Origin of the sequence: Planomonospora sp. ID91781 (assembly GCF_015711595.1) — a bacterium.
GTDB classification, from domain to species: Bacteria; Actinomycetota; Actinomycetes; order Streptosporangiales; family Streptosporangiaceae; genus Planomonospora; species Planomonospora parontospora.
In genome coordinates, this window is the sequence record NZ_JABTEY010000002.1 from 404,577 (window position 1) to 430,229 (window position 25,653).

24 protein-coding genes are annotated in these 25,653 nt (G+C 72.0%); 10 read left to right on the forward strand and 14 right to left on the reverse strand.

All coding sequences use genetic code 11. From position 1 onward, the window contains the following. Window positions 1-40: 40 nt before the first annotated feature. The gene (locus HS048_RS21055; RefSeq protein WP_196468367.1) at window positions 41-3,295 is read right to left on the reverse strand and encodes an efflux RND transporter permease subunit; all 3,255 of its coding nucleotides are present in this window, start codon (window positions 3,293-3,295) and stop codon (window positions 41-43) included. Window positions 3,296-3,415: 120 nt separating this feature from the next. Here HS048_RS21055 and HS048_RS21060 point away from each other — a divergent pair, with 120 nt between their 5' ends. The 3 genes from HS048_RS21060 to HS048_RS21070 all read left to right on the forward strand — a co-directional run bounded on the left by HS048_RS21060 (window position 3,416) and on the right by HS048_RS21070 (window position 5,945). Then, the gene (locus tag HS048_RS21060) at window positions 3,416-3,892 is read left to right on the forward strand and encodes a MarR family transcriptional regulator (protein WP_307832578.1); all 477 of its coding nucleotides are present in this window, start codon (window positions 3,416-3,418) and stop codon (window positions 3,890-3,892) included. Between the two features lie 14 nt (window positions 3,893-3,906). After that, window positions 3,907-4,680, forward strand: coding sequence for an SDR family NAD(P)-dependent oxidoreductase (locus tag HS048_RS21065; RefSeq protein ID WP_196468369.1), 774 nt, complete (start codon window positions 3,907-3,909; stop codon window positions 4,678-4,680). Window positions 4,681-4,742: 62 nt separating this feature from the next. Next, complete coding sequence (locus tag HS048_RS21070; protein ID WP_196468370.1) at window positions 4,743-5,945, forward strand: MFS transporter; 1,203 nt, start codon at window positions 4,743-4,745, stop codon at window positions 5,943-5,945. A 103-nt stretch (window positions 5,946-6,048) separates the two neighbouring features. On the opposite strand, the gene HS048_RS21075 is transcribed toward HS048_RS21070, so the two are convergent. From HS048_RS21075 to HS048_RS21085, 3 genes are read right to left on the reverse strand one after another with little or no spacing between them, the layout of a single operon-like run. Next, window positions 6,049-6,528: a pyridoxamine 5'-phosphate oxidase family protein gene (locus HS048_RS21075; protein WP_196468371.1), complete on the reverse strand. Its 480-nt coding sequence runs from the start codon at window positions 6,526-6,528 to the stop codon at window positions 6,049-6,051. A 55-nt stretch (window positions 6,529-6,583) separates the two neighbouring features. Next, on the reverse strand, window positions 6,584-7,282 hold the full coding sequence (locus HS048_RS21080) for a response regulator transcription factor (RefSeq protein ID WP_068904142.1): 699 nt from the start codon (window positions 7,280-7,282) through the stop codon (window positions 6,584-6,586). Further along, window positions 7,279-8,532, reverse strand: a complete 1,254-nt coding sequence (locus tag HS048_RS21085) for a sensor histidine kinase (protein ID WP_230881816.1) — start codon at window positions 8,530-8,532, stop codon at window positions 7,279-7,281. The genes HS048_RS21080 and HS048_RS21085 overlap by 4 nt, the downstream gene beginning before the upstream one ends. 260 nt (window positions 8,533-8,792) lie before the next feature. Between HS048_RS21085 and HS048_RS21090 the strand changes: the two genes are divergently transcribed. Further along, the gene (locus HS048_RS21090) at window positions 8,793-9,209 is read left to right on the forward strand and encodes a DUF6223 family protein (protein ID WP_230881817.1); all 417 of its coding nucleotides are present in this window, start codon (window positions 8,793-8,795) and stop codon (window positions 9,207-9,209) included. Between the two features lie 203 nt (window positions 9,210-9,412). Here the strand turns inward: HS048_RS21090 and HS048_RS21095 are convergent, their stop codons facing one another. Both HS048_RS21095 and HS048_RS21100 read right to left on the reverse strand, forming a co-directional pair. After that, window positions 9,413-9,616 (reverse strand): cold-shock protein, encoded by a 204-nt coding sequence (locus tag HS048_RS21095; RefSeq protein WP_068904148.1) that lies wholly within the window; start codon window positions 9,614-9,616, stop codon window positions 9,413-9,415. Window positions 9,617-9,896: 280 nt separating this feature from the next. Then, window positions 9,897-10,904 (reverse strand): YafY family protein, encoded by a 1,008-nt coding sequence (locus tag HS048_RS21100; RefSeq protein WP_196468372.1) that lies wholly within the window; start codon window positions 10,902-10,904, stop codon window positions 9,897-9,899. Window positions 10,905-10,958: 54 nt separating this feature from the next. Between HS048_RS21100 and HS048_RS21105 the strand changes: the two genes are divergently transcribed. Both HS048_RS21105 and HS048_RS21110 read left to right on the forward strand, forming a co-directional pair. Beyond that, complete coding sequence (locus HS048_RS21105) at window positions 10,959-11,717, forward strand: DeoR/GlpR family DNA-binding transcription regulator (RefSeq protein WP_230881818.1); 759 nt, start codon at window positions 10,959-10,961, stop codon at window positions 11,715-11,717. Window positions 11,718-11,761: 44 nt separating this feature from the next. Then, on the forward strand, window positions 11,762-12,934 hold the full coding sequence (locus HS048_RS21110) for an MFS transporter (RefSeq protein WP_230881819.1): 1,173 nt from the start codon (window positions 11,762-11,764) through the stop codon (window positions 12,932-12,934). Window positions 12,935-12,972: 38 nt separating this feature from the next. On the opposite strand, the gene HS048_RS21115 is transcribed toward HS048_RS21110, so the two are convergent. After that, window positions 12,973-13,740, reverse strand: a complete 768-nt coding sequence (locus HS048_RS21115; RefSeq protein WP_068904154.1) for a TSUP family transporter — start codon at window positions 13,738-13,740, stop codon at window positions 12,973-12,975. A gap of 204 nt (window positions 13,741-13,944) precedes the next feature. Here HS048_RS21115 and HS048_RS21120 point away from each other — a divergent pair, with 204 nt between their 5' ends. Then, on the forward strand, window positions 13,945-14,721 hold the full coding sequence (locus HS048_RS21120; protein ID WP_196468373.1) for an IclR family transcriptional regulator: 777 nt from the start codon (window positions 13,945-13,947) through the stop codon (window positions 14,719-14,721). A gap of 134 nt (window positions 14,722-14,855) precedes the next feature. Here the strand turns inward: HS048_RS21120 and HS048_RS21125 are convergent, their stop codons facing one another. From HS048_RS21125 to HS048_RS21155, 7 genes are all read right to left on the reverse strand, one after another. Continuing rightward, window positions 14,856-16,481 (reverse strand): glycoside hydrolase family 13 protein, encoded by a 1,626-nt coding sequence (locus HS048_RS21125; protein WP_196468374.1) that lies wholly within the window; start codon window positions 16,479-16,481, stop codon window positions 14,856-14,858. Between the two features lie 40 nt (window positions 16,482-16,521). After that, window positions 16,522-17,505, reverse strand: a complete 984-nt coding sequence (locus HS048_RS21130; RefSeq protein ID WP_196468375.1) for a carbohydrate ABC transporter permease — start codon at window positions 17,503-17,505, stop codon at window positions 16,522-16,524. Window positions 17,506-17,516: 11 nt separating this feature from the next. Next, window positions 17,517-18,434, reverse strand: a complete 918-nt coding sequence (locus HS048_RS21135) for a carbohydrate ABC transporter permease (protein WP_196468376.1) — start codon at window positions 18,432-18,434, stop codon at window positions 17,517-17,519. An 88-nt stretch (window positions 18,435-18,522) separates the two neighbouring features. Continuing rightward, the gene (locus HS048_RS21140; protein ID WP_196468377.1) at window positions 18,523-19,911 is read right to left on the reverse strand and encodes an ABC transporter substrate-binding protein; all 1,389 of its coding nucleotides are present in this window, start codon (window positions 19,909-19,911) and stop codon (window positions 18,523-18,525) included. Window positions 19,912-20,241: 330 nt separating this feature from the next. After that, window positions 20,242-21,240 carry a LacI family DNA-binding transcriptional regulator gene (locus HS048_RS21145; RefSeq protein WP_068904161.1) on the reverse strand — a complete coding sequence of 333 codons (999 nt, stop codon included), beginning with the start codon at window positions 21,238-21,240 and terminating at the stop codon, window positions 20,242-20,244. A gap of 188 nt (window positions 21,241-21,428) precedes the next feature. Then, complete coding sequence (locus HS048_RS21150) at window positions 21,429-21,641, reverse strand: hypothetical protein (RefSeq protein WP_068904163.1); 213 nt, start codon at window positions 21,639-21,641, stop codon at window positions 21,429-21,431. 158 nt (window positions 21,642-21,799) lie between these two features. Beyond that, window positions 21,800-22,561 carry a hypothetical protein gene (locus HS048_RS21155; RefSeq protein WP_068904166.1) on the reverse strand — a complete coding sequence of 254 codons (762 nt, stop codon included), beginning with the start codon at window positions 22,559-22,561 and terminating at the stop codon, window positions 21,800-21,802. Between the two features lie 115 nt (window positions 22,562-22,676). On the opposite strand from HS048_RS21155, the gene HS048_RS21160 reads away from it, so the two are divergent. Genes HS048_RS21160 through HS048_RS21170 form a run of 3 tightly spaced genes read left to right on the forward strand, consistent with a single transcriptional unit; the run spans window position 22,677 to window position 25,605 of the window. Then, window positions 22,677-23,681, forward strand: a complete 1,005-nt coding sequence (locus HS048_RS21160; protein WP_068904168.1) for a MoxR family ATPase — start codon at window positions 22,677-22,679, stop codon at window positions 23,679-23,681. Further along, window positions 23,678-24,661, forward strand: coding sequence for a DUF58 domain-containing protein (locus HS048_RS21165; RefSeq protein WP_084009088.1), 984 nt, complete (start codon window positions 23,678-23,680; stop codon window positions 24,659-24,661). The genes HS048_RS21160 and HS048_RS21165 overlap by 4 nt, the downstream gene beginning before the upstream one ends. Then, the gene (locus HS048_RS21170; RefSeq protein WP_196468378.1) at window positions 24,658-25,605 is read left to right on the forward strand and encodes a VWA domain-containing protein; all 948 of its coding nucleotides are present in this window, start codon (window positions 24,658-24,660) and stop codon (window positions 25,603-25,605) included. The genes HS048_RS21165 and HS048_RS21170 overlap by 4 nt, the downstream gene beginning before the upstream one ends. Window positions 25,606-25,653 lie beyond the last annotated feature (48 nt).

The following is a 25,653-nucleotide window of genomic DNA, read 5'->3' on the forward strand; positions in this document are numbered from 1 at the left end:
GCGCACCACCGCACGGCGACCGGTGACCGGCGTGAAACCGCTAGCGCGAAGCCGCCAGCTCGTCGGCGTCGTACACCTTCACCTCCGACCCGCCCCGCGAAGCCTTCCGCGGACCGCGGCGCAGCCGCTCCTTGGCCCGCTCCAGCATCACGTACAGCGTCGGCACCAGCACCAGCGTCAGCAGCGTCGACGACAGCAACCCGCCGATCACCACGATCGCCAGCGGCTGGGAGATGAACCCGCCCGACCCGGTCAGCCCCAGCGCCATCGGGACCAGCGCGAAGATCGTCGCCACCGCGGTCATCAGGATCGGCCGCAGCCGCCTGCGACCTCCCTCGATCACCGCCTCCACGATGCCCATCCCCTGCTCCCGGTACTGGTTGATCAGGTCGATCAGCACGATCGCGTTCGTCACCACGATGCCGATCAGCATCAGCATGCCGATCAACGCCGGCACGCCCAGCGGAGTGCCCGTGGCCAGCAGCAGCCCGATCGCACCCGTCGCCGCGAACGGCACCGACACCAGCAGGATCAGCGGCTGCACGAAACTCCGGAACGTCGCCACCATGATCATGAAGACGATCGCGATCGCCGCCAGCATCGCCAGCCCCAGCTGACCGAACGCCTCCTCCTGATCCGCGCTCACCCCGCCGATCTCGTACGAGGCACCCTCCGGCAGCGACAATCCCTCCAGCCGCGTCGTCAGCGACGCCGTCACACTGCCCAGGTCACTGGCGGTCGCCGTACCCGACACCGTCGCACTGCGCTCGCCGTCGATCCGGGTCACCTGCGGAGGGCCCTCGACCTTCTCCACCGCGGCCACCTCCGACAACTCCACCATCCCCGCGGCCGTCGGCAGCTCCAGCTTCCGGATCGCCTCCACGTCCTCGGGCGCGTCACCGGTGCGCAGGATCAGATCCTCCGCCCGCCCGTCCAGCGTCACCTGGCCCAGCGGAGCACCGCGGAACCGCTGCGCCAGCAGCTGCCCGACCGACGACTCCGACAGACCCCTGGCCGCCGCCTTCTCCCGGTCCACCCGGACCTCGACCCGCTCCGCGCTCGCCGCCAGGTTGGACGACACGTCCCGCAGCCCCTCCAGAGAGGCCATCGCGCCGCGCACCGTCTCCGCGGCCGCCTCCAGCGTCTCGATGTCCGGCGCCTGCACGATGACCTGGACCTGGTTGGCCGAACCGCCCATGCCGCCGCCCTGGCCGCCGCCCACGGTGATCTCACCGACGCCGTCCAGGCCCTTCAGCCGCTCACGCAGCGTCTCCTCCAGCGCCGGCGTGTCCGTGCCCTCGGCCACCGTCACCGAGTACGACGCGCTGTCACCGCCGCCGCCCATCGCCCCCATGAACCCGCCACCGGAACCCACGTTCACCTGGTAAGACTGCACACCCCGGTCCTCCAGACCGGCGAGCACCTCCTCGACCTTCTTGGCCGCCGCGTCCGTGGTCGCCAGATCCGTGCCCACCGGCATCTTCTGGCTGATCGAGACCGTGTCCTGCCCGGAGGAGTCCAGGAAGTTCGTCTCCAGCCGCCCGGCCAGGCCCATCGTCGCGACGAAGACCACCACGCCCACCAGGACCGTCACCAGCCGCCGCCGCGTCGCGAACCGCAGCACCGGCAGGTACGCCCGCTGCAGCGGACTGCGCAGCTCCTTGGCCTCGGCCTCCTCCCGGACCGCCCGCGCCTCCTCCGCACCCAGCACCGGAGCCTTCAGGAACCAGTACGCCAGCACCGGGATCACCGTCAGCGACACCAGCAGCGACGCCAGCAGCGCCACCGTCACCGTGATCGCGAACGGCGCGAACAGCTGCCCCACCATGCCGCCGACCACCGCGATCGGCGCGAACACCGCCACCGTCGTCAGCGTCGAAGCCGTCACCGCCCCGCTCACCTCGCGCACACCCGCCAGCACCGCGTCGCGCTTGGCCTCGCCGTACTCCAGATGCCGCTTGATGTTCTCCAGCACCACGATCGAGTCGTCCACCACCCGGCCCACCGCGATGGTCAGCGCACCCAGCGTCAGCATGTTCAGCGAGTAGTCGCCCAGCCACAGCGCGATCAGCGCGATCACCACCGACAGCGGGATCGACACCGCCGTCACCAGCGTGGAACGCACCGACAACAGGAACACCAGGATCACCAGCACCGCGAACGCCAGCCCCAGCAGGCCCTCGGTCGTCAGATCCTCGATCGACCGCTCCACGTACGGCGCCTGGTCGAAGATGACCGTCACCGGCGCGGTGTCGCCGATCGCCCGGACGATCTCCGGGATCCGCTTCGCCACCTCATGGGAGATCGCCACCGCGTTGCCGTCCGGCGCCATCGTCACCGACACGCCCAGGCTCGGCTCACCGTTCGTCCGGGTCAGCGACGTGGCCGCCGCCGGCTCCCGCTCGATGTCGGCGACGTCGGCGAGCCTGACCGGCTTGGGCGCCTTCGGCGCCGCCGCGGGACGCGCCTGCCCCGCCCGCCCCCCGGCGCCGGGCACCTGACGGCCCTGCTGCGCGGCCTGCTGCTGGGCCTGCGGAACCTGCGCCGCCGGAGCGGCCGGCGTCAGATAGAGGTCCTCCAGCTCCTTCAGAGAATCGATCCGGTCGCCCACCTGCACGGTCAGCGACCTGTTCTCCTCGGTCAGGGCACCCGCCGGAACCGGCTGGCCGTTGGCCCGCAGCACCTCGGCGACCGCGGTCGGCTGCAGGCCGAGCAGCGCGAGCTTTCTCAGGTCAGGAGTGATCACCACGGTCTCGTCGCGCACGCCGGTCACCGCCACGTCGCGCACGCCCTCGATGCCCCGCAGCTCCGGAACCATGATCCGCTCGAGCTTGTCGGCCATCGCCCGACCGTCGCCGCCGTCCTCCACCGCCAGCACCAGCACCGGGATGTCGTCGGTGCCGCCCGTCATCACCTGCGGGTCGGTCCCCTCCGGCAGCGCGGCCTCGATCCTGGCCACCGACTGCTGCATCTTGGCGACCGCGTCGTCGATGTCCGTGCCGTACTCGAACGCCACCTGGACCTGGGACAGACCCTCCCGGGAGGTGGAGGTCACCTCGGTGACCCCCGCGATGCCCTGGAAGCTGTCCTCGATCGGCTTGGTCACCTGCTCCTCGACGATCTCGGGAGAGGCGCCCTGGTAGGCGGTCACCACGAACGCCCCCGGGAACGAGAGCGAGGGCAGCAGCTGCTGTTTCAGCGACGGGATCGCGAAGGCGCCGAACGCGCTCACCACGACCGCGATCATTATGACGAGGCTGCGGTTGGCGAGGCTCAACCTGGCCAGGGCTGTCATAAGAGGGGGCTCCTAGAGGACGTCAGAATAATGTTGCCGCCAGACTAACACTTCGCCTCGAACGAATATTTAACGGAGCCTCACGATCCTGATAACCTTCTCAGGAAACGAGAGGTGAGCGTGGACGACGAACGTGACCGGCTGATCGACCGCATCGGCGACATACAACGCGACCTGGGCCGCATCTTCGCCCAGAACCGCCAGTCCTCTCCCCTGTTCGACTCCAACCTGACCATGCGCCAGCTCAAGGTCGTCATGCTCCTGGCCGCCCGCGGCTCGGCCTCCGGCCAGGAGCTCGCCCACCACCTCGGAGTCGGCCTCGGCACCGTCACCGGCCTCGTCGACCGCCTCGTCGGCCACGGCCTCGCCGCCCGCCGCGAAGACCCCCACGACCGCCGCGTCCGCCGCGCCGAACTCACCCCGGCCGGCCACTCCCTGATGGAGCACATCTCCAACGCGGGCCTCGACGACTTCCGGCGCCTGCTCGTGCACCTCGACACCCAGACCCTCCACGACCTGTGCTCCGTCATGGACCGGATCCAGGCCGTCGCAGCCACGCTCCAGGAAGAAGATCCTCCCACCAGAAAGGTAGGATGATAGGTTTTCTGTCCATGTCCGACTACCTCGACACCCTCTTCTCCCTCACCGGCAGAACCGCCCTCGTCACCGGCGGCAGCTCCGGCATCGGCTACGCCATCGCCGAAGCCCTCGGCCGCGCAGGCGCCGACCTCGTCATCGCCGCCCGACGCCCCGAACCCCTCGCCACCGCCGTCACCCGCCTGCGCGCCTACGGCGTCAACGCCACCGCCATCAGCGCCGACCTCGCCGACCGCACCGACCTCACCCGCCTCTGCCGCGACGCCGCCACCCACCACGGCGACATCGACATCCTCGTCAACGACGCCGCCAACAACATCCGCCGCCCCATGGCCGAACTCACCACCGACGACTACGAGCAGACCATGGCCGTCAACATCACCGCCCCCTACCTCCTCGGCCAGCACTACGGCCCCCGCATGGCCGACCGCGGCTGGGGACGCATCATCAACATCGGCTCCCAGCAGTCCATCCGCGCCTTCGGCGACAGCGGCGCCTACGGCATCGCCAAAGCCGCCCTCACCGGCCTGACCCGCTCCCAGGCCGAAGCCTGGTCCCGCCACGGCGTCACCAGCAACACGATCATCCCCGGCTTCGTCCTCACCCCCCTCACCCAGCCCGTCCAAGCCGTCCCCGGCCGCGTCGAAGCCCTCGCCGCCCGCTCCATGACCGGCCGCAACGGCCTGCCCGCCGACTTCGCCGGCCTCGCCGTCCTCCTCGCCGGCCCCGCCGGTGCCTACATCACCGGCCAGGCCCTCTGCGTCGACGGTGGCTTCTCCGTCCACTGACACCGTCCGCTGACACCGGGCACGACCCGCCCGCCCCACCCGCACACCGACCCGAGAGGCCAATGAGCACCACACCCCGGCAGGCCGCCAACGCCCGCCGCGCCGTCTCCTACTTCTTCATCGTCCTCGGCACCGTCTCCGGCGCCTGGGCCGCCCGCATCCCCGCCGTCAAAACCGACCTCGGCCTCAGCGACGGCCAGCTCAGCTACGGGCTGCTCGCCATCGCCGTCGGCCTCGTCGTCGGCATGCGCTTCGCCGGACGCCTCACCGACCACTTCGGCAGCGCCCGCGTCATCGTCCCCGCCGCCATCGGCACCGCCCTCACCATCATCCCCCCCGGCTACGCCCCCACCCTCCCCGCCCTCATCGCCTCCCTCTTCCTGTACGGCCTCGTCAACGCCTCCCTCGACGTCTCCATGAACGCCCACGGCGTCGAGGTCGAACGCGCCTACGGCCGCCCGATCATGTCCTCCTTCCACGGCATGTTCAGCATCGGCGGACTCCTGGGCGCGGGCATCGGCGGGCTCTTCGCCCTCCTCGGCCTCGGCGCGGGCACCACCCTCGCCGCCACCGGCATCCCCCTCGCGCTCGTCTCCCTGTACGCCGGCCGCCACCTCCTGCCCGCCGGCCGCCACCCCTCCGCCCGGCAGAAGCAGGAGAGCGCAGGACCCGCCCGCTGGACCGGCTGGATCGTCCTCATGGGCGTCGTCGCCTTCGCCGGACTCGTCGGAGAGGGCGCCGCCGTCGACTGGACCTCCGTCTACCTCTTCGAGGACCTCCACGCCTCCGAGACCGTCGCCGCCCTCGGCTTCGCCGTCTTCTCCGTCGCCATGACCGTCGGCCGGTTCGCCGGAGACCACCTCGCGCTCAAGCACGGCCCCGCCCGCCTCGTCCGCATCTCCGGCGTCATCGCCGCACTCGGTCTCGGCGCCGCCCTGCTCATCGGCAGCGTCCCGGTCGCCATCGTCGGCTTCGCCCTGTTCGGCCTCGGCCTGGCCACCATCGTCCCCCAGGTCTTCTCCGCGGCCGGCAACCACGACCCCGCCCGGGCCGGGCAGGCGATCGCCCAGGTCGCCACCGTCGGCTACACCGGGCTCGTCGCCGGGCCCGCCATCATCGGCGGCGTCTCCGAACTCACCGACCTGCCCACCGCGCTGGCCATCCCCGCCGTCCTGGCGGCGTTCATGGCGGCCTCCGCCGGCGCCCTGCGCCCCCGCGTGCCCCGCGACGCCGGGGACACGGCGGCGGTACATCCTGAACCCTGAGACCGGGCCGGCAGAGAGGCCTTCTTCCCTTGTGGCTTTGTCTTTTCCGGGTGGTCGGATGTTTCTAGAAACATCCAACCACCTTTACTATGTAGATTATTGTCTAGCGGCGCCGTACCTCGCGGAAGCCCCGGCCCTCATGCCACATCTGGATGACCAGGTGCTCCCCGTCCGCGTCCACGAACGTGCGGACCACCTCGGTGACGTCGATCCGGAACAGGTGCGACTCCTGCCCCTCCGGCAGCTCGAACCTCCCGAGCACCTGCGGATCGGTCACCTCCACCGCCCTGCCCGCCAGCTTGGCGTCCCCCGCCCACCGCGACGGATTCTCGTCGTCGGGGTCCTCCGACGCGCTGTGCAGGGCGAGCCGCGGGTCACGCCGCAGGTCCTTCGCCTTCACCGAACCCGGCATGGACCCCAGCCACAGCTCCCCGTCCTTGAACCGAGCCTCCGTCCCGCTGATGCGGGGTGACCCGTCCCTGCGGAGCGTCGCCATCGTCTTGTGCCGGTGCGCGTCCAGCAGCTCGCGCACCCTGCCCGCCAACTCGGGCACTTCCTTCTCGATCTCCTGCCACGAAGCCATGGCCGACATCGTGCACCCGGTCACCGACAGTCCGGCCGCACCCGCGTCGGCCTGCTCAGCTCGCGGGATCGACCAGCCCCGTCCGGTAAGCGATGACGACCAGCTGCGCACGGTCGCGCGCGCCCAGCTTCGCCATCGCCCGGCTGACATGGGTGCGCGCGGTGGCCGGGCTGAGAGACAACTCGGCACCGATCTCGTGGTTGCTCAGGCCCCGCCCCACCAGGGCCAGCACTTCGCGCTCGCGCTCGGTCAGCACCGCGAGCCGGTCCTCCCCGGCCCGGGCGGCCGTCCGCCGCGCGGTGAACTGGCCGATGAGGCGCCGGGTGATCCGCGGCGCGAGCAGCGCCTCTCCGGCGGCGACCACCCGCACGGCGTGCAGGAGCTCGGCCGGCCCGGCGTCTTTGAGCAGGAATCCGCTGGCACCGGCCTGCAAGGCGTCGAAGACGTACTCGTCGGTGTCGTAGGTGGTGAGGATGAGAACCCGGACCTGCTCCAGCCCGCGCGTTCCGGCGATCTCGGCGGTGGCCCGGATCCCGTCCACCCTGGGCATGCGGATGTCCATGAGGACGACGTCGGGACGCGTGGCACGGGCCCGCTCGACGGCTTCGGCACCGTCGGCGGCCTCCCCCACCACGGTGATGTCGTCCTCGAGGTCGAGCAGAACCTTGAACCCGGATCGCACGAGACCCTCGTCATCGGCGAGCAGCACCTTGATGGGAGCGCCGGTCAGCGGTGAGGCGGCCGCCGCGTTCACAGACGCGACCCGGCCGGCGCGACGGGCAGCCGTGCCCTGACTTCGAACCCGCCACCCGGAATCGGCCCGGCGTGGAGTTCTCCACCCAGCAGCCGGCAACGCTCGCGCATGCCGACGATCCCGCGGCCGGGCCCGGCCGAGCCGCCCGTACCGCCCGGATGCCGGACGGACAGGTGCGGATCCGCGGACTCTTGATCTTGGGCGGCACGGCGGCCCTCATCGGTCACACGGACCTCCAAGTCCTCGATCCCGGGGCTCAGCACTATCGTCACCCGGGTGGGGCCGGCGTGACGGACCACATTGGTGATCGATTCCTGGACGATCCGGTAGACGGCGCTTCCCACCGCGCCGGGCAACGGTGCCGCGGGCGAGGTCTCCTCGAGCTCGATGTCGAGTCCCGCCTCGCGTGCCTTGGCGGCCAGTTCGCCGATCTGCCCCAGCCCGGGATACGGCGCCCGCCCCTCGTCGTCACCGTCGCCGTCACGGAGCACCCCGAGGACGGCCCGCATCTCCCGCAGTGCCCGGGAACTGGTCTGCTCGATGACGCGCAGCGCTTCGCGCGCCGTTTCCGGCCGCTTGTCGAGCACGTGCGCGGTGACACCGGACTGGACGTTGATGATCGCTATGGCGTGCGCGACGGTGTCGTGGACCTCACGGGCGATCCGGAGCCGTTCCGCGTCCACCCGCGCCCGCGCCTCCTCCTCACGCGTCCGCTCGGCCGCCTCGGCGCGCTCCTGGGCTTCGGCCGCGATGACCTGCCGCGTCCGGACGGACTCGCCGAGGGCCGCGCTCATGACCGACACACCGATCCGGAAGTACACCCAGCCGATGGCGGCGCGTGGTTCGATGTCGGCCGCGGCGACCAGCCAGCCGACGGCGAGCACCGAGGCGCCCACGCCGACGATCACCAGCGACCGGCGTCCGTCACCGTAGGCGGCGACGGTGTAAAAAGCGACGAAGAGCCCGAGCCAGCCGGGCCCGTCCGGGAAGTCGAGGGTGTAGTACACCAGGCTGATGAGCGCGGCGGCGACGAACACCGGCACCGGCCACCGGCGGCGGACGGCGACGACCGCGCCACCCGCGATCAGCAGGACGTACCCCAGGTTGCCGAGGTCGGTGAGGGGACGCTGCACCACCTCGCCGGCATTGCGGACCATCGTGCCCTGGACCTGCATCACGGTGATGAAGAGCGCGAGCAACGCGTCCTGTGCCGACGCCGGCAGCCGCAACGGCACCATGCGGTGTTCCATGCCGCGATCCTATGATCGCCGCCCGCGCAAGCAGTCCGCCCGGACGCGCGGCCGCCTACGACGACGGGCGTACCGGGCCACGGGCCGGCTACGCGGAACCGCGTAGACGCCGCCGTCCGCTGCCGGAGGCCGTGGCCGCACCGGCCACACGATGATCGGTCCCGTGGAACCCGCTCAGGCGTTCGCTCGTCACCGGCATCTCGGCCGTCATGGGCGCTTCACGCACTGCCGGCACCTGTCATTCGACCGAAAGGATCCTCATGTCCGCCCGTCACCTGCTGACCGCCGCCGCAGCCGCCCCGCTCGGAATCGCAGGGCTCGCCGCACCGGTGGCCTCGCACGTTCTGGCCCAGCCCGTCGGTGCTTACACCTTGACCTCCGGGCGTCTCTGGTCCGCGGTGGCCGCGCTGCTGGGCCTGGCCGGCGTCGTCATCGGCGGGCTGGCCCTGGCCCGCTCCACCGGCCGTATCGGCACCGGGACCGGGAGGCGGGGAGCCATCGCGGCCCTGATCGCGGGGTCGGCCTGCACGGTCATCGGCGGGCTGGTCGTGGCCGCCGCCGAGGGAGGTCCCAGCACCGGCTACGGAATAGTCGGAGGCTACGTGGACCTGGTGGTCGGGCCGATCGCCGTGGTCCTCGGCGGGCTGGCCCTGGTCCGTTCCCGCCGGGCCGCCTGACCCCGGCGCCGGGCCGACGCCCGTGCCGTTCTCCGTCGGCCCGGCCGGCGTCGTCGTCACGGGTCCACCGCCGGCCGTACGCCGAGCCCGAGTCGCGCTTTCCGTGCGTTGTGGCCGGTCCGACCCCAGGGCAGGACCGGCCACAACGCGAGCCGGGGCCCGCGGCCTTTCGGCTGCGGACCCCGGCTCGGCTGCGCTCAGGGTCAGGCGGGAACGATGTTCTCGGCCTGCGGGCCCTTCTGGCCCTGGGTGACGTCGAACGACACCTTCTGGCCTTCCTGGAGCTCGCGGTAACCCTGGGCGGCGATGTTCGAGTAGTGGGCGAAGACGTCGGCGCCGCCGCCGTCCTGCTCGATGAAGCCGAAGCCCTTTTCCGAGTTGAACCACTTCACGGTGCCAGTAGCCATGTCTATCTCCTTCGATAGGGGCAGAGCCGGAACCCGCACTGCACGGATCCCGCGTCGCCGAGATGAGCCCATCCGGAGATGACCGGCAAACAAAAATGCACCCGAGGGTCACATCCCGTCAGGTGCACACAGAGTTTCATGGGTACCACAACTGCAACTGCACTCAACCTAGCGTCCCCGGCGTCGAAAGACAAACTCACCCCCGGCGCCTCGACCGGCCCGGCAGGCCCGCGGCACCGGCAGCCGCCGACATGGTACGGGGACCGACGGCGCCGGCCGTTCAGCCCTCCGGGAGCGCCGGGCCATCGGCCGGAGGCGGGCCGTACAGGGCCGCGAGCGCGGCGGCCGTCTCGGCCATCGCCGCGCGCAGCTCGGGCGGCTCCAGAACCTCGACGTCGGTCCCCAGGCGCAGCAGCAGCCACCGGGCGTGCCGGATCGACTCGACCGGCAGGCGCAGCACCCTCCAGCCGCGCTCGTCGGGCGGCCCGGCGCCGGCGAGCGCGGCGTCGGCGGGGTCCTCCCCCACCGTGTAGCGCAGCAGGCCCTCCAGCCCGGGGGCCAGCCGGATCAGCGCGTGAGCGGTGTACATGCGCTCGCGGAAATCCACGGTGTAACGCGCCCAGAAGTCCGCGAGGTCGAACCCCTCGGGCCGTTCGAAGCACCCGTCGAGCACCTCTGCGGCCACGATCCGCGCCACCTTGTAGGTGCGCGGCGCCTCATCCCCCGGCGACGCCACCATGTACCACGACCCGCCCTTCAACACGAGGCCGTACGGATGGACCAGGCGCTCCACGTCCTGCGGACCCCAGCGGCGGTAGGTCATCCGCACCGGGCGCTGCTCCCACACCGCCCCGGCGACCTCGCCCAGGAACGGCGCCTCCTCCGCGCTGCGGTACCACCCCGGAACGTCGAGGTGGAAGCGCTCGCGCATCCGGGTGGCGTGGGAACGCGGTCCCGGCGGCAGCGCGGCCAGCAGCTTCAGCTCCGCGGCGGCGGCCACCTCGCCCAGTCCCAGCTCGGCCGCAGGCCCGGGCAGCGCCGCCAGGAACATCGAGGAGGCCTCCTCGGCCGTCAGCCCGTTCAGGCGGGTGCGGTAGCCGTCCAGGAGCCGGTAGCCCCCGGCGGGTCCGCGGTCGGCGTACACCGGCACCCCGGCCGACGACAGCGCCTCCACGTCCCGGTAGACCGTCCGGATCGAGACCTCCAGTTCCTCGGAGAGCTCGGCGGCCGTCATCCGTCCCCGCGTCTGCAGCAGGAGGAGGAGGGACAGGAGACGACTCGCACGCATGCACCCATTCTCCCCCGATTGTCATACGCACATGGACTGTGTTCAAATAAACACATGGAAAGTGCTGATCGCATCCGCGCCATCATGACCGCCCTGCGGGCCGGCGATTCCGTCTCCGTCGCCGAGCTCGCGCTCGAGCACGCGGTCTCCGAGATGACCATCCGGCGCGACCTCGACGAGCTCGCGCAGCAGGGTGTGGTCAGGCGGGTGCGCGGAGGTGCGGTCAGTCTCCTGCTGCGCGGGGAGGAGCCCCCCTTCGCGGTCCGCGAGCGGGAGGCGGCGGAGGTCAAACGGCGCATCGCCGCCGAGGTGGCGTCACTGCTCTCCGACGGGGAGGCCGTCCTGCTGGACTCCGGCACCACCGCCCTGGAGATCGCCCGCACGATCCGCGATCGCCGGATGACCGTCCTGCCGCTCTCCCTTCAGTCGGCCCACGAGCTCGGTACGGCGCCGCGGATCCGCCTCGTCCTCCCCGGCGGCGAGGTCCGCCCCGGCGAGCTCGACCTCACCGGTCCCCTCACCGAGGGCGCCATCCGCTCCCTGCGCTTCGACACGGCGGTCATCGGCTGCTGCGGCCTGTCCGCCGAACACGGCCTGACCGCCTACGACCTGTCGGAGGTCGCCGTCAAGCAGGCCGCGATCGCCTCCGCCCGGCGCGTCGTCGTGGCCACCGACTCGAGCAAGTTCACCCGCACCGCCTTCGGCGCCGTCTGCCCCCTGGACCGCCTCGACCTGGTCGTCACCGACGACGCGATCCCCCCGTCCGAGCACGACGCGCTCACCGCCGCCGGTGTCACCGTCCGCACCGTCTGATCCCGCAGCCGCGGTACAAGCGCACCGACGCCCCTGGAGCCCCCATGATGACCCTCCTCCACGACGACCGGACCGCCCTGCGGCGCGGCCAGGTCGCCGTCTACCTGCTGTTCCTTCTCTCCGGCATGGCGATCGGCACCTGGACGGCCCGCATCCCGGCCATCAGAAACGACCTCGGTCTTGGCGACGGCCAGCTCAGCCTCGGCCTGCTCGGCATCGCGGCCGGGGCGATCACCGGCATGCAGGTGGTGGGCCGCCTGGTCGACCGCTTCGGCAGCGTCAAGGTGATGCTGCCGATGGCCTTCGCCCAGAGCGCCGCCCTGATCCTGCCGGCCCTGGCCCCGAACCTGGCCGTCCTCACCCTCGCTCTGTTCGTCTTCGGCGCGGTCCACGGCACCCTCGATGTCGCGATGAACGCCAACGCCGTCGAGGTCGAGCGCGCCGCCGGCCGGTCCATCATGTCCTCCTTCCACGCGGTGTTCAGCATCGGCGGATTCCTCGGCGCGGCCGCCGGCGGTCTCCTCGCCGCCATCGCCCTCTCCCCCGCCCTCACCTTCCTCACCGTGGCCGTCGCCATCGCGGGCCTGGCGCTCTGGGCCTCCCGCTGGGCGCTCACGGTGGACGGCGGACCCGCAGCCGCGGGCACGGACCCCGGCCCGGGCCGCGCGGGCCGCGGCGTGCTCCTGCTGGGCGTGCTCGCCTTCTGCTGCATGATCGGGGAAGGCGCCGCCGCCGACTGGAGCTCGGTCTACCTGCACGAGCTCAGCGGCTCCGACGGCCTCGCCGCGGCCGCCTACGCGGCTTTCTCCGTCATGATGACCGCCGGACGCCTCGCCGGGGACCGCCTCGCCGCCGTGCTCGGCCCGGTCGTCCTGGTTCGCGGCTGCGGCCTCCTGGCCGCCGCCGGCCTCGGCACCGCCCTGCTGGTGAACCTGCCGATGGCCGGAGTGATCGGTTTCGCCTGTTTCGGCGCGGGCCTGTCCTGCATCGTCCCCCAGGTCTTCTCGGCGGCGGGCCGCCGCGATCCGGTCCACGCGGGCCGCTCACTGGCGCGGGTGGCGAGTCTCGGTTACGCCGGTTTCCTCACCGGCCCGGTGCTGATCGGCGGGGCGGCGGAGGTCTTCGGTCTCTCGCGTGCGCTGGCGATCCCTGTCCTGTTGGCGTTCTTCGTGGCTCTGGCTGCTTCGGTTGTACGAACCACTTCCTTTACAAAGTAGATCATTAAATTCGCCGGACCACCGTCCCGGGAGCGGCGTCAGGCGGCCAGGAACCGGTCGTAGCCGAGTTTCGCGACCATCGCGGCGACCACGCACAGCAGGACGATCCGCACGAACTTCGCTCCCCTCCGCAGCGCCATCCGTGCGCCGAGCTGGGCTCCGGCGATGTTGCACGCGGCCATCGCCAGGCCGAGGAGCCACAGCACCTCCCCCTGGAACCCGAAGACCAGCAGCGCCCCCACGTTCGTGCAGAAGTTGACGATCTTCGAGTGGGCCGAGCCGTCCACGAAGTCCATGCCGAGGATCACCGTGAAGGCGATGATCAGGAAGGTGCCCGTGCCCGGGCCGATGATGCCGTCGTAGAAGGCGATGCCCACCCCGGTGACACCGACAGCCGTCAGTGTCCGGGCCCGGGTGCCCAGCTGGGGCTGGGGACGGGTGCCGAGGGCGGGCCGGAAGGTGACGAACATCGCCACCGCCACCAGGGCGACCATCACCAGCGGGATCAGCGCCTCCTTCGAGATCAGCGTCACAGCCGAGGCGCCGAGCCCGGACAGGAGCACCGCGGCCAGCCCGGCGGGGACCGCCACCCGCTTGTCGATCTTCGTGGTGAGGGCGTAGGTGACGGCCGCCGAGGCCGTGCCGAAGACGGAGGAGAACTTGTTGGTGGCCATCGCCTGGACCGGCGGCACCCCCGCCACCAGCAGCGCGGGGAGCTGCACCAGGCCTCCCCCGCCGACCACGGCGTCGATCCAGCCCGCCCCGGCAGCGGCCACCATCAGCAGCACGATCTGCCACATGTCCATAGATATCCCCCGAAGTCACATATCCGCCGGCCAGAGCGTACCGACCGCTTCCCCAGGGGCAGGACGGCGGCCAGGCTGCGGACGACCCGGGTCCCCCGTACCGGGCGGCGAGGAGGGCCGTGAGGTAGCGTTCACTTCCGCTCAGCGGAAGAAACGGGTGGATCCCCGCGACGGGTCCCGCCGGGAGACCACAGGGAGGGCGCGGTGCCCGGTGGCGCACGCGAGGCCGGGCGGTCGGTCACCTCCCGTGTCCTGGCCGTTCTCGGCGCCTTCGACGCCGACCATCCCCGGCTCACCCTGACCGAGATCGCCCGGCGCAGCGGAATGGCTCTGAGCACCGTCCACCGGCTGGTCGGCGAGCTGGAGGCCTGGCAGGCGCTAACCCGCGCCCCGGACGGGCGCTTCCACGTGGGCCTGCGGCTGTGGGAGCTCGGGCAGCTCGCCCCCGGCCCCCTCCAGCAGGTCGCGCGCCCCTGGTTGCAGGAGCTGTTCGGCAGCACCGGCGAGAACGTCCATCTGGCCGTCCGCGACGGTTTCGAGGTCCTCTACGTGGACAAGGTGCACGGCAGGCGGGCGGTGCCGATCGTCTCGCGCGTCGGCGGACGCCTGCCCATGCACCCCACCGGCGTAGGCAAGGCGCTGCTCGCCTTCGAACCGGACCGGGTCGTCGCCTCCTATCTGTCGCGCCCCCTGGAGAGGCCCACCCCGCACACCATCACCGAGCCCGGGCGCCTGGCCCGCGAACTGCGCCAGGTGCGCGAGCGCGGCTACGCGGTCACCCACGAGGAGATGACGCTCGGCTCGTGCTCTGCGGCCGCCCCCGTCCTGGTGGACGGCAGGCCCGTCGCGGCCGTCGGGATCGTCGTCCCCTCCCGCCGCGCCCGGGAGATGCAGCGCCTGGTCGAGCCGCTCCTGGCCGTCGCCGGGCACATCTCCGACGCCTACCGGACCGCTCTGGCCGCCCCGCAGCCGCCGCACTGAGCGGCCGTCGCCCGTCGGCGGAACCTCAGGGGGGCACCAGGGGACGGGGCGGGACCGGGCCTTGAGGGACACGGACACCGCCTGCCCGGACCGGCGACCGGACAGGTGCCCGGGCCGCTCCCGCGCGGGAGGGCTCAGCCGGTACGGAGCCACACGGCGGTGTCGGCGGGCAGCCGGTCGCCGTCGAGCGGGCCGCTGGCCAGCAGCACGGTCCCGTGCGGCGGGAGCCGTACCGGGTCGGGGCCCAGGTTGACCACGCAGGCCAGGCCGGACTCGCGGGTGAAGGCGAGCACGTCCTCACCGGCCTCCAGCCAGCGCAGCACGCCGTCGCCGAGCTCGGCGCGGCGGATGCGCAGCGACCGCCGGTAGAGGTTGAGCATGGAGCCGGGGTCGGCGGCCTGCGCCTCGGCCGTCAGGTCCTTCCAGGAGGCCGGCTGGGGCAGCCACGGCTCCCCCGTGCCGAACCCGAACGGCGGCTCCTGCCCCGACCAGGGCAGCGGCACCCGGCAGCCGTCCCGGCCGGGGACCGTGCGCCCCGACCGGGTCCAGATGGGGTCCTGGCGCAGTTCACCGGGGATGTCGTCGACCTCGGGCAGGCCGAGCTCCTCCCCCTGGTAGACGTAGGCGCTGCCGGGCAGTGCCAGCGCGAGCAGCGCCGCGGCCCTGGCCCTGCGCTCCCCCAGCACCGCATCGGACGGGGCGCCGTCGCGGCGGTCGGCGTGCGAGAAGGAGGTGACCCGCCGGCCGTACCTCGTCACCGGGCGGGGCACGTCGTGGTTGGACAGCACCCAGGTCGGCGGGGCGCCGATCGGCACGTGGGTGGCCAGGGTCAGCTCGATCGAGGCCCGCAGCTCCCGGGCGTCCCAGGCCCGCCCCAGGAAGTCGAAGTTGAACGCGGTGTGCATCTCGTCGGGACGCAGGTAGCGCGCGAACCGCTCCTGGTCGGGCAGCCACACCTCGCCGATCAGGATCCGGTCCTCGTAGGAGTCGGTGATGCGCCGCCAGCCCCGGTAGATCTCGTGCACGCCGTCGAGGTCGCCGTCGGCGCCGGTGGGGCTGCCGAAGTCCTTGACGATCAGGGCGGCCGAGTCGATCCGGATGCCGTCCACGCCCCGGTCGAGCCAGAAGCGCAGCACGTCGTGGAACTCCGCCACGACCTCGGGGGCGTCCCAGTTGAAGTCGGGCTGTCCCGGGTCGAACAGGTGCAGGTACCACTGGCCGTCGGCGACCCGCGTCCAGGCGGGCCCGCCGAAGATGGACCGCCAGTCGTTGGGCGGCAGGTCGCCCCGGCCGTCCCTGAACCAGAACCGCTCCCGCTCCGGCGAGCCGGGCCCGGCCGCCAGCGCCCGGACGAACCACTCCTGCTCCACCGAGCCGTGGTTGGGCACGATGTCGATGATCGTCCGGATGCCGAGGGAGTGGGCCTCCTCGATGAGCTTCTCCGCCTCGGCGAGGGTGCCGAAGACGGGGTCGATGTCGCGGTAGTCGGCCACGTCGTAGCCGCCGTCGGCCATCGGCGAGGGGTACCAGGGGTTGAGCCAGATCGCGTCGGCGCCGAGCTCGGCGAGGTACGGCAGGCGGGCCCGCAGACCGGCCAGGTCGCCGATCCCGTCGCCGTTGCCGTCGGCGAAGCTGCGCAGGTAGACCTGGTAGATCGCGGCGCCCCGCCACCACGCTCCCCTCTCCGTCCCCCTCTGCGGGACCGTCCCGGCCGACGTGGCGGGGGCCGGGGGCGTTCCCGGAATGGCACTGCCGGACATGCTGCAGCAACTCCTTGTGGTCGTGGGCGGGTGGCGGAGCTCAGCCCTTGAGGCCGCCGGCGGTCAGGCCGGCCATGATCTGCCGCTGGAAGACGAAGAAGACGACGATGGTCGGGATGCTGGCTATCACCAGGGAGGCGATGAGCACGTTCTGCGGCATCTGCGCCGACAGCGAGGCGATGCCGATGCTCACCGACATCTTCTCGTTGTCCGGCAGCACGAGCAGCGGCCAGACGAAGTCCCGCCAGACGTTCACCACGGTGAGGATGGACACGACGCCGAGGATCGGCCGGGAGACCGGCATCACGATCGACCAGAGGATCCGCCCCGGGGAGGCCCCGTCGATCTCGGCGGCCTCGAGCAGTTCCCCCGGGATCGAGTCGAAGAAGCGCTTGAGCAGGAAGATGTTGAACCCGTTGGCCGCGGCCGGCAGCCAGATCGCCCACGGGGTGTTCAGCAGGTCCCAGCCGAGGATCGGCAGGTCCTTCACCGTCAGGTAGGCGGGGAGCATGATGACCATCGGCGGGATCATGAGCGTGGCCAGCATCAGGCCCAGGACCAGCCTGCCGAGCACGGGCCGCAGCTTGGACAGCGCGTAGGCCGCCGTGACGTCGATCGCGAGCGTGAACAGCCAGGCTCCGCCGGCGTACAGGGCGGTGTTGCCGAGCAGCAGGCCCAGGTCCAGCAGTTCCCACGCCTCCAGGTACGCCTCCAGGGTGAACCGGGGCGGCAGGAGGCTCGGCGGGATCCGCAGGAGGTCCTCGGTCGACTTCATCGCGCCGGTGACCATCCAGTACAGCGGGAAGACGAAGACCGCGGTGAAGCCCGTCACCACCGTGACCAGCACGGTCCAGTAGACGGTCCTGCCCCTGCGGGAGTTGAGCTGGTGCGGTGAGACCGCCGTGCGGAACTCCGTCGGGATGGGTCTGCGGGGTCGCGAGGCCCTCCCCTGCTTCCGGGGACGGTGGCCGGGATCGGCGGGGGCGCCGGGGGAACGTCCCGGGGCGGTGGTGAGTCCGGTCATCTCGGCGCCTCCTATTTGGTGTCGTCGCGCGAGAGGCGCAGGTAGAGGGCGGAGAACACCATCAGGACGAGCATGAGCATCACGCCCAGCGCGTTGCCGCCGTTGACGTTGCCGAAGTTGAACGCGTACTGGTACATGAGGTAAACGACGCTGATGGTCGAGTTCTCCGGGCCTCCGCCGGTGAGCAGGTAGGGCTCGATGAAGACCTGCATGGTCGCGACGATCTGCAGCAGCAGCATCACCAGCAGGATCAGCCTGGTCTGCGGGATCGTGACGTGCCGGATCCGCTTGAGGAGCCCGGCCCCGTCCAGCTCCGCCGCCTCGTACAGCTCGCTCGGGACCGTCTGCAGCGCGGCGAGGTAGATCAGCGTGCCGCTGCCGAGGTTCATCCAGGTGGAGACGACGACCAGCGAGATCAGCGCGGTGTCGGAGGAGTTCAGCCAGTCCAGCGGGGGCAGGTGCAGGAAGCCCAGGATCTGGTTGAACAGGCCGGCCTCCGGGTCGTAGAACCACTGGAACAGCAGCACCCCGACCGCCGGCGGGAGCATCACCGGCAGGTAGACGACGAATCTCAGGTAGGCCCGCGCGTGGCGCAGCTCGTTCAGGACGATCGCGACGACGAACGGGATGCCGTAGCCGCAGACGAGCGCCAGCAGGGTGAACATCGCGGTGTTCTTCCAGGCGGGCCCGAAGGCCGCGTCCTCGAACACCGTGACGAAGTTCTCCAGCCCGACCCAGACGGGCGGGTCGACGAAGTTCGTCCGCTGGAAGCTGAGCACGACCTCCCACACCATGGGGTACCAGGAGAAGAACGCGAAACAGATCAGCGCCCCGCACAGGAAACCGTAGGCGGTCAGGTTGCGCTTGACGTCGCGCCGCCGCCTGGTGGGGGGCCGCCCTCGCGCGCCCCGCATGCTCACTGTGGTCATCGATACAGGTCTTTCGGTCTCGGCGTGACGGGCGGGGTGCCGGCCGGCCCGGCGGACCGGCCGGCGCCCCGGAGGCGTGGACGGCGGGTCAGCCCTTCTTCGCCAGCAGCGCGTTGACCTTCGCCTCCGCGTCGGCCAGGAGCCGGTCGACGTCGGCGTCCTTCCTGGTGAGCACCGCCGACATCGGCGTGTCGAGGATGGCGTAGATCTCCTGGGCGTACGGGCCCGGCTCCGGCTTGGCCGGCAGTCCCTTGGAGCCCTCGACCCACTGGGCGTACTGCGCGGGATCGACTGTGGCGTACTGCTTGCGCGCGTCCAGGACCTGCGTGCCGGTCGCGCTGCCGGCCTTCCACAGATCCGGGTACGGCTGGCCGACCGGGTAGTCCTGGGACCTGGCCCGCTCGTAGTCGAGCTGGCCCCTGCCCGGGGTCAGGTACTGGAACTCGATCCACTTCAGGCCCGCCCTGATCTGCTCGGGCGTCGCCCTGGGATTGACCATGAAGCCCTTGCCGCCGTTGAGCAGGGCCTTCGCCTCCGGCTGCGCGGCCACCGCGTAGTCCTCGAACCTCGCCTGGAAGTCGTTCCTGAGCGGCACCAGGACGTCGGGGGCGCCGAGCATCATGCCCATCCTGCCGCCGGCCATGGCCTTCATCAGGTCCTCCCACTTGATGAAGAGCCTGCTGCCCATGCTGTCGTCGGCCCAGCGCATCTGCTTGAGGTTCTCCAGGACGGCCCTGCCCTCGGGGGTGTTGAAGGCCGCCTTCCTCCCGTCGGGGGTGATCGCGTCCCCGCCGTGCCCGTAGATCGACGCGGTGAAGTGCCAGCCTCCGGTGTTGCCGCCGCTGTACTCGCCGAAGCCGACGTAGCCGGGACCGAGGGCGGCGATCCGCTTGGCCGCCGCCCGCACCTCCGCCCAGGTCCTAGGCGGATTGTCCGGGTCCAGGCCGGCCTGCGTGAACAGCTTGCGGTTGTAGACCAGGCCCATGCCGTAGCCGTCGGTCGGCACGCCGTAGACCCTGCCGTCCTTCTTGAAGATCTCCGTGGAGCCGTTGAGGTCGCCGTACGTCTTGACGGTGTCCAGGTACGGCGTGATGTCGGCGGCCTGGCCGGATTCCATGAGGCGGCCCACGTTGGGGAAGTTCGCGTAGAAGACGGTCTCGAGCCGGCCGCCGGCCAGCTTGGCCTCGAACGTCCTCGGCTCGTAGCAGGGGAAGGCGTCCGAAGCCTTCTCGATCTTGATGTCCGGGTTGAGCTTCTGGAACTCCGCCATGTCGTCCTCGAAGTTCTGCCGTTCCGCCTTGTTGGTCTTCGGCGGCACGCAGTTGATCGAGATCGACACCGGGGCGTTCCCGGCGGCCGTGGCTCCGGCGCCCTGCGCCGGCCGGGCGGACTCGTCGGAACCGCACGCGGCGGCCGAGAGGCCGAGCCCGGCCACGAGCAGCGCGCCCATGGTCTCGCGGTAGCCGGATCTCCTCATCGCGCTGACCCTTCTGACGGGGGAACGGAGCCGCTCGCGGTGCCCGTCCCGGCCTGGACGGAACGGCGCCGTGAGCGGCCGGCCGTCCCTTGGTGTGGCCCACACGATAGGCATGGTCGACATATGTTCGCAATATTCAAGCAGAAGGCTGCAATATAACGACTGAGCTACGTGAATCCTGGAGGAGCTGCTCACAGGGGTGGAACGGGACACCGTTCCACCCCTGTGAGCAGCCGCTCGCTCCCCGGCCGCCGGCCTTCCCCGCCGGACCCCGCCGGACCCCGCCGGTCTCCCCCGCCGGGCCGGTCGCCGGATCGCCCTCCCCGGGCCTCAGCCCCCCGTCCCGGCCCGCGCCGTCGAGGCGCGCACGACCAGCTCCGGTTCGAACAGCAGCTCGTCGGCGGGCACCACGGCCTTGTCGATCTGGGCGACCAGCAGCTCCACCGCCGCGCGGCCCATCGCGTCGATGGGCTGACGCACCGTGGTCAGCGGCGGGTCGGTGCAGTTCATCATCGCCGAGTCGTCGTAGCCGATCACCGAGACGTCCCGGGGCACCGACAACCCCGCGCGGCGCACGGCCCTGATCACCCCGAGCGCCAGCACGTCGCTGGCGCAGACGATGCCGGTGACGCCCCTGCGCAGCAGGCGGGTCGCCGCCGCGTGCCCGCCCTCCAGCGAGAACATGGTGTGCTCCACCAGGTCGGAGTCCCCGCCGGCCGACGCCATGAAGATCTCCAGTTTGCGCCGGGAGGGCACGTGGTCCCGGGGACCGAGCACCAGGCCGACGCGCTCGTGCCCGAGCGCCCGCAGGTGGCCCAGGGACATCTCCGCGGCCACCACGTCGTCGGAGGAGACCTGGGGGAAGCCCAGGTGCGCCACCGCCGCGTTGACCAGGACCGTGGGCAGGCCCCGCTCGTGGATCAGCCGGTAGTGCTCGTGGGAGGCGTCGGCCTGGGCGTAGAGGCCGCCGGCGAAGACCACCCCCGACACCTGCTGCTGGAGCAGCAGGTCGACGTAGTCGGCCTCGGAGACCCCGCCCACCGTCCGGGTGCACAGCACCGAGGTGAACCCCTGCTGCGCCAGCGCGCCGCCCACGACCTCGGCGAAGGCGGGGAAGATGGGGTTCTGCAACTCGGGCAGCACCAGCCCGACCAGACGGGCGCGGTCACCGCGCAGCTGGGTGGGGCGCTCGTACCCGAGCACGTCGAGGGCGGTGAGCACGGCCTCCCGGGTCGCCTCCGACACCCCGGGCTTGCCGTTGAGGACGCGGCTCACCGTCGCCTCGCTCACCCCGACCTTCTTCGCCACATGTGCAAGTCGTCGCGTCATGCCGCAAACTGTACGACATTTCACGCAAATATTTGCGTGAATTTGCGCCGTCCGACCGCCGACCGTTTGCGCGCCGATCCCGTGCGGTCCCGGCCTCTCGGACACCGATCCCGTACGGTCTCCCGGCGGGCGGCGGACCGGCGTGCGGCCCGCCCGCCGTGCCGCGCCCGCTCCCGCGACGCGCCGCCTCACCCCTCGCCGGAGGATCTGAGCAGCGACTCGCGCCGGGCCTCGAGCTCGTTGATCAGGTTCTCCTGCTCGTCGGCCAAGTTGATCATCTGCGCCCGCTCGTTGGCGTCCGTGGCGCCCAGCCCGCCGACCTGGTCGCGCATGGCCGCGACCTCCGCGCGCAGCCGCGCCAGCTCCTCGTCGAGCCTGCGCAGTTCTTCCCCGTTGCTCATCCGCTGTCCATACCCAAGGAGGTCCCGGGATCACGCGGGCAGGACCGCTCCGCGCCGTGCCGCCCGCCTGCGGCACGGCGCCCCGCACCGCCGGCCCCGAAGGACACGGCCCTGAAGGAGACGGCCGGACGGGCGCCGTTCGCAGTCCGCCCCGGACCTCAGATCCCGTCGCGGGGATCCTCCGGGCCCTCCTCGTCCCCCGGCTCCCCCGGCCCCGTCCCGCTCTCCGACGGGGAGGGCGACGGCCGTCCCGGCTCCGGAGTCGCCGGCACCGGCGGCGGCGTCGGCTCGAACCTCGTCGGCGGCAGCGGCGCGGGGAACCGCTCGACCTCGTCGTCCGGGCGCAACGACTGCCAGAGCATCGCGGCCAGCAGCACCAGCAGGACGGTCAGCACCGCCCCGGTCAGGACCACCGTCCGGAGGGTCTCCACCGCCGGCGGGACCCCCCGGGAGGGCGGCGGCAGCGCGGGCGAACGGTCGCCCACCCAGTGCGGCGCGAAGTCCGGGCCGTGCCGCTCACCGGTCAGCGTGCCGCGCACCAGCACCGGCTCCAGGAACCGCTCGGCTCCGGCCCGGTCCGGTTCGTACGGCGTGGCGACCCAGGGCGCGGCGCCGCCGTCCATGGCCAGCACCTGCGGGACCGCCTCGGCCACCGCCGTCCGGCCCCGCGCCGCCCTGGCCATCCAGCCCCGGACCCCGCGGCTGGCCGCCGCCTCGCGGATCGCCGTGACGAAGCGGTCCCTGGCCGCCGGGTCCTGCGCGGCGCCCCTGGTCAGCACCGCCAGCGAGACCGCCCGGCCGCCGGAGTCCTGCCCCAGGTAGACCAGCCCCGCAGGCCCGACCCGCAGGCGCGCCTGCAGGACGAACTGCCCGAGCCGGGGCGGGTCACCGTACTGGAGCGGACTGGCCACGCCTGCCATGAAAGCACACGGGAAAGCCGGTGGCGGCGATCACACCTCGCGCAGGTGGGTATCAACCGGAAATGCGCACCACTCCAGCCATGCGGCAGAGCCCTCTGTTTGGTGGAATGTCACCATGACCGTCGCCGAGGAAGTTCCCAGCGAGACCGACGCCGGACTGCTGCGCGAGGCCCTGACCGAGGTCCGGCGGGTCATCGTGGGCCAGGACCACATGGTGGAGCGGCTGCTCGTGGCGCTGCTGGCGCGCGGCCACTGCCTGCTGGAGGGGGTGCCCGGCGTCGCCAAGACCCTGGCCGCCTCCACGCTGGCCACCGTGGTGGGCGGCACCTTCGCCCGCATCCAGTTCACGCCCGACCTGGTGCCCAGCGACATCGTGGGCACCAGGGTCTACCACCCCTCCCGCGAGGCCTTCGACGTCGAGCTCGGTCCGGTCTTCGTCAACTTCCTGCTCGCCGACGAGGTCAACCGCGCCCCGGCTAAGGTGCAGTCGGCCCTGCTGGAGGTCATGGCCGAGCGCCAGGTCTCCCTGGCCGGGCGGACCCACCCGCTGCCCAGGCCGTTCGTCGTGCTCGCCACCCAGAACCCCATCGAGTCCGAGGGCGTCTACCCGCTCCCCGAGGTCCAGCGCGACCGCTTCCTCTTCAGGGTCCGGGTCGGCCACCCCAGCGCCCACGAGGAGCTCGAGATCCTGCACCGGATGAGCGTCACCCCGCCCACGCCCAGGGCGGTCCTCGACCCGGATCGGCTGTCCGCCCTGCAGAGCCTCGCCGACCAGGTCTCGGTGCACCAGCTGGTCGCCGACTACGTCGTGCGGCTGGTCATGGCCACCCGCTCGCCCGCCGAGTACGGCCTGGCCGGCCTGGAGGAGAACATCGAGATCGGCGTCAGCCCGCGCGCCACGCTCGGCCTGGTCGCCGCCGGCCGCGGCCTGGCCCTGCTGCGCGGCCGCGACTACCTGCTCCCCGACGACATCCGGGACGTGGCCGTGGACGTGATGTCGCACCGGCTGATGCTCACCTTCGACGCGCTCGCCGACGGGATCGACCCCGACGACGTGGTCCGGCAGATCCTCGCCGCCGTGCCCCCGCCGCTGGTGGTCTGGAACCAGGGCCCCCGATGACCCCGGCCCCCGAGCCGCGACGCTCCGGCGTCGCCATGAGTACGGCCGAGCAGGCGCTCCGCAGGCTGGAGCTGACCATCGTGCGGCGGCTGGACGGCCTGCTGCACGGCGCGCACCAGGGCCTGCTCCCCGGGCCCGGCAGCGAGGCCGGCGACAGCCGCGTCTACGTCCCCGGCGAGGACGACGTCCGCCGCATGGACTGGGCGGTGACCGCCCGGACCTCCGTCCCGCACGTCAGGGACCTCATCGCCGACCGGGAACTGGAGACCTGGGTGCTGGCCGACCTCTCGCCCAGCATGGACTTCGGCACCGCCGCCGTGGAGAAGCGGGAGCTGGTGGTCGCCGCGGTCGGCGCGATCGGGTTCCTCACCCGGCGGGTCGGCAACCGCTTCGGCGCCTACGTCCTGCACGACGAGTACGTCCACCGGATGCCCGCCCGCGGCGGCCGGCCCGCCCTGTACGGCCTGCTGCACTCGCTGATGGACGCGCCCCGGGGCCGCCCGGTCGCCGACGCCCCCGACCTGGCCGAGGGCATCGAGGTGCTGGCCTCGGCGCGGCGCCGGCGCGGCCTGCGGGTGGTGGTCTCCGACTTCCTGGACGCCGAACCCGCCCTCGACCCCGACCTGGAGCTGCCCTGGGAGCGGCCGATGCGCCGCCTGGCCGCCCGCCACCAGGTGCTGGCCGTGGAGGTGATCGACCCGCGCGAGCTGGAGCTGCCGCCCGTGGGACTGGTCAGCCTCACCGACCCCGAGTCGGGGCGGAGCCGCCAGGTCCGGCTCACCGCGAAGGTGCGCGCGGCCTACGCCCGGGCGGCGGCCGCCCAGCGGGAGGTCAACCGGATGGCGCTGCGCCGCTGCGGCGCGGCGCACCTGGTGCTGCGGACCGACCGCGACTGGGTGGCCGACATCGCGCAGTTCGTGCTGAGGCAGCGGCGCACCGCGCACCTGACGCACCGGAACCCGGCGGGGGCGGCCCGGTGACCTTCCTGTCTCCCGCCTGGCTCTGGCTGTTCGCCGCGCTCGCGGCCCTCGTCGCGGCCTACGTGGCGGCCCAGTTCGCCCGCCGCCGCTACGCGGTTCGCTTCACCAACCTGCCGCTGCTCGACCTGGTGACGCCCTCCGGGCCGGACTGGCGCCGGCACGTCGCCCCCGCGCTGTTCCTGCTGATGATGAGCCTGCTGGTGCTGTCCGCCGCCCGCCCGGCCGACGCGGTGCGGGTGCCCCGCGACCGGGCGACGATCATCATCGCGCTGGACGTCTCGCTCTCGATGGAGGCCGACGACGTCTCGCCCAACCGGCTCGCCGCGGCCAAGGAGGCCGCCCAGAAGTTCGTCCGGGACCTGCCGGAGCGCTTCAACGTCGGCCTGGTCGCCTTCGCCCGCTCGGCCGCCGTGGTCGTCTCCCCCACGATCGACCACCAGGCCGTGGCCACCTCGCTCGCCAACCTGAACACCCGGGCCGGCACCGCCATCGGCGAGGCGGTGTTCAGCTCCATCGACTCCATCCGCTTCTTCGACCAGCAGGCCGTCAGCGACCCCCCGCCGGCCGCGATCGTGCTGCTGTCCGACGGGGACAACACCTCGGGCCGGTCGGTGGCCGAGGCCGTCGAGTCCGCGGTCAACGCCCGCGTGCCCGTCTCCACGATCGCCTACGGCACCCAGGACGGCACCGTCTCCATCGACGGCAGGGAGGTGAACGTCCCGGTCAACAAGGTGACCCTGCAGGCCCTCTCGCAGGGCACCGGGGGGCGCGCCTACGAGGCGGAGTCGGGCAGCGAGCTGCGGGCGGTCTACGAGCAGATCGGCACCTCCCTCGGCTACCGGACGGTCAACCAGGAGATCGGCCGGTGGTTCACCGTGGCGGGCGTGGTGACGGGCCTGCTGTTCGCCGTCTCCGCCCTCCTGCTGGGCTCGCGCATCCCCTGACCTCGCCGGGAGCCCGCACCGGCCACCGGGTGTGCGGAGCGCCGCGCC